Below are 7,216 nucleotides of genomic sequence, written 5' to 3' on the forward strand. Positions count from 1 at the left end.
TACTGCTTTTAGCGGGCGCGCTTTTTGCGAGCGCGGCAGAGCTTAGAACTATCAAGGATATGGACGGAGCTGAGGTCAAAATTCCCGCAAAAGTTGAGCGCATAGCGGCACTCTGGCACTCGAACAATCAAATTTTACTGGCCCTCGGCGGAGCGGATAAGATCGTCGCCACCACCGATAATATCAGCAAAAACGCATGGTTTCTTAAAATTTATCCGCGCCTGGCACAGATCCCAGTACTGCTAAAAAATAACGACGTAAATTTAGAGGAGCTAATGAGCCGTAACCCCGACGTAGTCATCGTCTCAACTGCATTAACGGGCGAAAATTTAGCTAAGCAGGGCTTTACCGTTTTAAAGGCGAGCTTTAGCGATTACGAGCAGATGAGGCGCAGTATCAGGATGTGCGGCGATATGCTAGGCGGCGACGCACCGCAAAGAGCGAAGGATCTGATCTCAAATCTCGATAAAAATATCGCTTTGGTTAGCGGCCGCACCGCAAATTTAAGCCCCGATAAGCGTCCGCGCGTCCTTCACATCGTAGGCGGAAGCGATCTTTTAAAGATCGACGGCAAGGGCACGCTGATCGACTCGTGGATAGAGCTGGCCGGCGGAACGAATGCGATCACCGCCACGAAAGGCCCGATGAAAACCATCACCGCCGAGGAGATCATCGCTAGCAACCCGCAGATCATAATCGTGGGCGGCGATCACAACGAAGATGCGGTAGAGAAGATCAAATCAAGCCCGATCTACAGCGGCACGGATGCGGTCAAAAACGGACGCGTTTACGGCAATCCGCGCGGGGTTTTCAACTGGGATCGATACGGCGCGGATACGGTGCTTCAAATTTTATGGGCGGCGAAAACTATCCAGCCGGAGCTTTTTGCCGACATCGACGTAAAAGCCGAAACGAAGGCGTTTTATAAAAAATTTATGAATTACGAGCTAAGCGATACGGAATTTGGCTATATTTTAAAAGGACTTAACCCGGAGGGTAAATAAGACGCGGTGCCGAAGCAACGGCATCAGCGCCGCACCTAGCAGGCAGCACCCGTGCCGAACGCCTCATCACGTGGCGATACATCGGCACAGAATGTTTCATCGTGCAGCGAGTACATCGGCGCCGAGCAGACTGCCATTATATCGGCGCCGAGGCCTTTTTCAAACAGATAGCGCCAAGCGGGCGGGCGTCATATCGTCAAAACAAGCGCCGCTATCTCGCATTTTGGCGCGTTGAAATACGGATGCCGTCCACATAAAGCGCAGATCCCATCGTTGCTCGGCGCGTCGATACCTAAATGACGGCGTCGCTGCCACATTGTCCCAACCGAAACGGTATCCTTAACGCGCGGCGTGCCGAGCAAGCAGTGCGCCCGAATATGTAGCTAAAGACGGAGTAAAATTTAAACCCACGGCGGGTGAAAAAGGACAAAGCAACGACAAGCAAACAAGGGCAAAACAAAGCTACGGATAGAATTTAAAGCCAAGGGAGCGGTCATGGAAATTTCATTTTTTACGACGCTTGAGCCTGCTCTAGCGGGCGCTTGGATACCCTCATTTGCGATGGTGCTGATACAGTTCGCGTATATGTTTATCTACAAAGAGGTCGGCAAGCGCGCCACCGATACCTCGTGGTACACGCTCGCGGACAAGCGAAATGCGATCATAAGCTCGCTGCTGCAAGTAGCGCTGCTCATTTTATCGGTGTTCGTGCCTCTTAAGACGGACAGCGCGTGGTTTTGGATCGGAGCGGTGATCTATATAGCGGCTTTTGCGGGCTTCATCAAGGCTTTTTACGACTATGCGGCAGCCTCTGCGGACAGAGCCGCACAAGGCGGCATCTACCGCCTATCGCGCAATCCGATGTATTTCTTTTATTTCCTCGGCATGGCGGGCGTTTGCATCGCTTCGGCGTCGCTGTGGCTACTCATAGCGATAGTGCCCTTTGCCGTATACAACCACCTCGTAGTCCTCGGCGAGGAGCGCTACTGCGAGCAAGCCTACGGACAGGAGTATTTAGAGTATAAGCGCAAAACGCCGAGATATTTTTTGTTTTTCTAAGGGGAGCGGCGCACGATTGAGCCCTAAAGCAGGAGCGTAAATTTAGATAGCGCTTTAAAATTTTAACCGGACTTGCGGGTTAATTTTAAAATTTCGCCCGAAATTTTAAGGACTACGAGATATAAGCTTAAATTTAGACTAAATTTAAGCCCGAAATTTCAAATTTGCTGCCGTCTAGGCTAAATTTAAAATGGCACAGCATCTAAAACGCCATTTTAAATTTGCGCCTGCGTGCACCGCAGCATCGTCAAGCGCGCTACTCCACCAACGGCAAAAGCAAACTATGACGGCAGCTACCAAGCGAAGCTCAATTCACGCCCATACCCGCAAGCAGCCTAATTTCCGCTCGCATACGCAGATAGGATACCCGGATCCTCAGGAGCGAACAGATCGTCCAAAACGCCGTCCTCCTCGCCCGAAAGTACGCTCATCGCACTGATACGCGATATCAGCAGGCGATCCTCGGCGATGTCCGCTCGATCCGAGCCGATAGTAAGCGACGTAATCGCCGTGCGCCCGATGATCGCGCGCCCGCCGTCCATCGTGCGAAGCCCCCAGATATCGTGCAGCACCGCAGGCTTGCCGTCCACCCGCCCCACGTAGAGCATTACGTGGCCGGGCATATACAGCAGGGTTTTATACGCCACGCCGTTTTTACCGATAAAGCTAAGCTTTTCATCCGCGCTCATCCCAGCCAGCGAAAAACGCTCGCCGCGGCCCGATTGCGCCTTAGAATTTCGCGGCAGCCACAGCCCGAAATTCGCCAAAAAATCTTTCGTCATAAGCGAGCAATCGCGAAGAAATTTATACCCGCCCCAGCCGTATTTCTGCCCGAGCAGGCTAGCGGCTACGATCTTTGAGTTTTGCTCATCAAGCGGCGCAGGCCAAAGCCTCGCATCCTCCGCGCTAACGAAATATCTCCTGCCGCCAAACTGGGTTAAAATTTCGCCGCCGAATCCGCTCCGTACGCCGAGCGTGCCGCCAAGATCGCGCTCGCCGCTAAAATCATACGGCAGGATCGTGCCGGTGCGCGCTCTAAAAAGCTCCGCGCCGCTTTCGTCATAAATAGCCGCGCCGTCGCGCAGGATCGTTATAAATTTAGAATTTGCGTAAATATCTGCCTGCTGAGGACTGATGCGCTTTATCGCATCGCTTCTTATCCAGCCCCACACGCCGTCGTTGCGCACGAACGCCCACGCGCCGTCTCTGCTGTAATGCGAAAGCAGCAGCGGATAGCCCACGCTCACGGCGGAATTTGCGGCGTAATCAAATGGCTCGCCCTCCCCCGGCTCGCTCGGATCGCCGAAAATCGGCAAGTCGCTTGGGATATTTCGCAGCAGCGCGTTTTTTACCGTTATAGCGGGTGCTGAAATTAGTCCGAACGCCTCTTCATTGGCGTTTATGCGAATACTTTGATAGATCGCATCGTCGTATATCCTGCCTGCGGCGTCAAAGTGGCGCCCCTTGGCGTAATTAAGCCCCCAAAACGTATCGATTTCCGCCTTCACGGGCGCATCGTCAAACCAAATTTTAAAATAGCGGCTCTTAAACGCGCTTCCGCTTATGTTTTGCACCGACGCAGGAGCCGGCAGCCGCTCGCTGTTTTGAGCGTATTCGAGATCCAAAACAGCGGGATTTTCCGGGATAAACTTGCGCGGGCCGACGGTTTCGCCGCAACCTGCAAGAATTAAAGCCGCGAAGATGAGAGATACTAATCGTTTCAAACAAAATGCCTTTTAAAAAATTTTGGCTATAATTTTGCCAAAAAATAGGAAAAAACTTGATAAATTTCATCATCCAAAAGCTAAAAGATCGCAATATTTTCATCACGGGCGGCGCAGGCGTGGGCAAAAGCTACGTAATAAAAGAGCTCATCGAAAACTACCGCGCTCGCGGCAAGCTCGTCATCGTGCTCGGCAGCACCGGCATCAGCGCCGTAGAGATCGGCGGCGTGACCGTGCATAGCTTCTTCCGCTTCGGCATTTGCAAAAACCACGAGGAGCTAAAGGGCTTCGATCGCAAACAAAGCGGCAAACTAAGCGAGCTGCGAAAAATTTTAGCCCTCGCAGACCTCATCGTGATCGATGAAATTTCGATGATCGGCGCCGAGCTTTTCGAGATGATCTATCTTAGAATTTCAAATTCTAAATTTAACGGACGGCTGCTCGTTACGGGCGATTTTTACCAGCTTCCGCCGGTGCGTAAAGAGGGTGAGAGCGCGCCGCGCGCGAGCCTATTTAGTGACTCGGATTACGCCTTCGGCTCGTATGCGTGGAGGCAGTGCGAGTTTTTTTACGTCGAGATGATAGGCTCCAAGCGCACCGCAGATGTGGCGCTATACCGCCTGCTTTGCGAGCTGCGGCTCGGCACCCCAAGCGAGCAGACGGCGGAGCTGATGCGATCTTTGATCATCGATGCCGCGCGAGCTGAGCCGAACGCTACGATAATCTCGGGCCGAAACGCCGAAGTAGATGCGATAAATAACGCCAGATTAGCTAAGCTTAATGCGCCGCAGAGCAGCTTTGAAGGCGTTTATGAAGCGCTACAAAGCGGCGTGAGCGAGCAGAAAATTCAAAAATGGATCGCCTCGCTAAATACGCCGCAAAGTCTGACGCTAAAAGAAGGCGCAAAGGTGCTGTTTACCGCAAATAAAAGCGGCGAGTTTTTTAACGGCGAGCAAGGCGTCGTCGAAAAGATCGAAAAAAGCTCCGGCGACGAGATCGAAAGCGTGGTCGTAAAAAAACCCTCGGGCATACTAAGCCGCGTCGGGCTGCAAACATACGAACTAAGCGAGATCGCCGCAAGCGGCGCGGATGCCGAGCAGATCGTGCTGGCGCGGTATTATCAGTTCCCGCTCAAGCTCGCATACGCCATCACGATCCACAAATCCCAAGGCATGAGCATCCCGCAGCTCATCTGCGACATCGACAGGATCTTTGCCAAAGGGCAGCTCTACGTGGCGCTTTCACGTGCGACGAGCCTTGCGGGGCTTGGCGTGATCTATACGCGCTCAGAGCCCTTGCTGCGGTATTTGCAGCGCAGCGCAAGCGCGGACGAAGCCGTGGTGAAATTTTATCAAGAGAATGAATTTTATAAAATTTCGGATCAAAAAATTTAAGGAAACGTATGCAACTAGACAAAGCGATAGCGCTAAGTAGAGCCAAACAAAAAAAGTGCATTTGCAAGGTAGTGATGATCTATGCCAAGATAGCATTTTTATATCTGTTTCCATTTATAGTGATGTTTTCGATCGATGCGGTATTTAAAACAAACGACGATACGGATTACGAGATGATCGAAGTCTATCTTATCTACGCGGTGCTTTTGATTATTTATGTTGCTTGCATTTACGACGGCATTGCGGACGCCGCTTATGAATATAAACTATTTTACAAAAAAGTTTTGGTGCGCACGGCGATCTCGCAGGCGTATCCGCAGCTTACTTATTCGCCAGGCCGCGGCATAAGCGCGAAGGAATTCAGGCGAGCGGGAATCTTTGCAAACTCCGATTTTATCAGCGAAGATGAGATAAAAGGCGAATGGGATGTGGTAAAATTTAGCCTTAGCGAGGCAATTAGAATCAAAAATAACTACGATCTGGGCATAGACAATACTTATGTGAAGCTAGCTTCGCTTGCGATGAGCTTATATGATGCGTATATGGATTTTAACGGCAGCGTGCTGATATGCGAATTCGGCAAGAGATTTTACGCCAAAACCATCTTGGCGAGCCGCGAGCTAAATACAAAAATTTTAGGCGAGAAGGAGCTAATGGACAACGTCATTTTTAATAGCGAATTTCGCGTGTTTACTGATGACAAGGTCGAAGCTCGCTATCTATTGACGCCTACGTTGATGGAGCGACTAAATGAGCTGAAGCGATACTATTATAAATTTAGCATCAGTGCGGCATTTATGGATAATAAATTTTACCTATTTCTAAACGGCGCGCCGAACCGCTTCGAAACAGAGCTATTTAGCATACCTCCTACTACCGGAACGGTATATGCTCACCAATACGAACTGGCTGAAATTTTAGAATTAGTAAGCGAGCTAGGCCGCATAACCGGCGAGCTAGAAAGCAAAATTTAATCAGCCCGCATAGTTTAAATTTAACGGGCTAAATTTGACCGCTCTATTGCAGTCCCGCTTCAGCTCTTAGCCGTGCCGCGTACATCTCGCGCAGGCGCGGTACGTATTTGCCGACCGCACCGCCTCCGATCGCTCTGCCGTCAGCTTTTACGATCGGCAGCACCATCAGCGTCGCCGCGCTGATAAAGGCCTCATCGGCTTCATAAACCTCGCTCATTCCAAACGCCCGCTGCTGCACGCTAAGCCCCGCCTGCTCGGCAAGGCCCAAGATCACCTTGCGGCGGATGCCCGGCAGTATGTCATTTGAAAGCGGTCGCGTGATCAGAACGTCATCTTTGATGATAAATGCGCTGGAGCTGGAGCACTCAGTAACTAGCCCATCCTCGATCAAAAAGCACTCATAAGCGCCCGCCTTATGAGCTTCGTGCTTTAAGATACACTGCGCTAAAAGCGAGATCGATTTTATATCGCGTCTGTGCCAGCGGATCTCGGGCAGGCTCACGATCTCGATCCCCTCTTTTGCGAGCGGATTATCAAAAATTTGCGTATGATAGACGAAAGCAAAGACGCTGGGCTCTATGCCGCGGACGTAGTCAAAATCGCGCATCGCCGCACCCCTTGTGATCTGAGTGTAAAAAGCGCCTTCGCTCACGCCGCCCTGCGCGATGAGCTCATATAAAATTTCCTCATATTTTTCGCGAGAATATGGAATTTTCAGCTCGATCTGCGCGGCGCTGCGCTCAAAGCGCTCCCAAAAATCCGCTCTGTCGCAAATTTTAGAATTTACCACGGGCGCTACTTCATAGATGCCGTCTCCGAGCACAAAACCGCGATCAAAAGGGCTTATCGCGGCTTCTTTGGCCTTGCAAAACTTGCCGTTAATATAAACTATCTCATCGCCGCTCATTCCGCTGATTTCAAACATAATCGCTCCTTGAAATTTCGCATCATTTTATCTTATAACAATTTAATTTAAGATATAATGCCGCAAAAATCGAAGGAACTCCGATGGATAAATCAAATTTTAAAGATAGGCTTTTAGAAATTATGTTTCATGTCTC

General features: G+C 50.7%; 6 protein-coding genes. 4 read left to right on the forward strand and 2 right to left on the reverse strand.

Going from position 1 to position 7,216, the window contains the following annotated elements:
* Positions 1–2 precede the first annotated feature (2 nt).
* Positions 3–1,004 (forward strand): ABC transporter substrate-binding protein, encoded by a 1,002-nt coding sequence (locus Q0095_RS08150; protein WP_297883000.1) that lies wholly within the window; start codon positions 3–5, stop codon positions 1,002–1,004.
* 495 nt (positions 1,005–1,499) lie between these two features.
* The gene (locus Q0095_RS08155; RefSeq protein ID WP_297883002.1) at positions 1,500–2,063 is read left to right on the forward strand and encodes an isoprenylcysteine carboxylmethyltransferase family protein; all 564 of its coding nucleotides are present in this window, start codon (positions 1,500–1,502) and stop codon (positions 2,061–2,063) included.
* A gap of 335 nt (positions 2,064–2,398) precedes the next feature.
* Here the strand turns inward: Q0095_RS08155 and Q0095_RS08160 are convergent, their stop codons facing one another.
* Entirely contained in the window at positions 2,399–3,787 is a 1,389-nt protein-coding gene (locus tag Q0095_RS08160) for an SH3 domain-containing C40 family peptidase (protein WP_297883004.1), read from the reverse strand.
* Between the two features lie 56 nt (positions 3,788–3,843).
* Here Q0095_RS08160 and Q0095_RS08165 point away from each other — a divergent pair, with 56 nt between their 5' ends.
* Both Q0095_RS08165 and Q0095_RS08170 read left to right on the forward strand, forming a co-directional pair.
* Positions 3,844–5,181, forward strand: coding sequence for an AAA family ATPase (locus Q0095_RS08165; RefSeq protein WP_297883006.1), 1,338 nt, complete (start codon positions 3,844–3,846; stop codon positions 5,179–5,181).
* 8 nt (positions 5,182–5,189) lie between these two features.
* Positions 5,190–6,155 carry a DUF3137 domain-containing protein gene (locus tag Q0095_RS08170; RefSeq protein WP_297883008.1) on the forward strand — a complete coding sequence of 322 codons (966 nt, stop codon included), beginning with the start codon at positions 5,190–5,192 and terminating at the stop codon, positions 6,153–6,155.
* A 43-nt stretch (positions 6,156–6,198) separates the two neighbouring features.
* On the opposite strand, the gene Q0095_RS08175 is transcribed toward Q0095_RS08170, so the two are convergent.
* A complete protein-coding gene (locus Q0095_RS08175; protein ID WP_297883010.1) occupies positions 6,199–7,080 on the reverse strand; it encodes an aminotransferase class IV in 882 nt (293 codons plus the stop codon).
* Positions 7,081–7,216 lie beyond the last annotated feature (136 nt).

Source organism: uncultured Campylobacter sp. (assembly GCF_938045535.1).
GTDB lineage: Bacteria > Campylobacterota > Campylobacteria > Campylobacterales > Campylobacteraceae > Campylobacter_B.

Coding starts and splice junctions, on each gene's coding strand:
- Q0095_RS08155 (WP_297883002.1), top strand. CDS start 1,500: ATGGAAATTTCATTTTTTACGACGCTTGAGCCTGCTCTAGCGGGCGCT.
- Q0095_RS08170 (WP_297883008.1), top strand. CDS start 5,190: ATGCAACTAGACAAAGCGATAGCGCTAAGTAGAGCCAAACAAAAAAAG.
- Q0095_RS08175 (WP_297883010.1), bottom strand. CDS start 7,080: ATGTTTGAAATCAGCGGAATGAGCGGCGATGAGATAGTTTATATTAAC.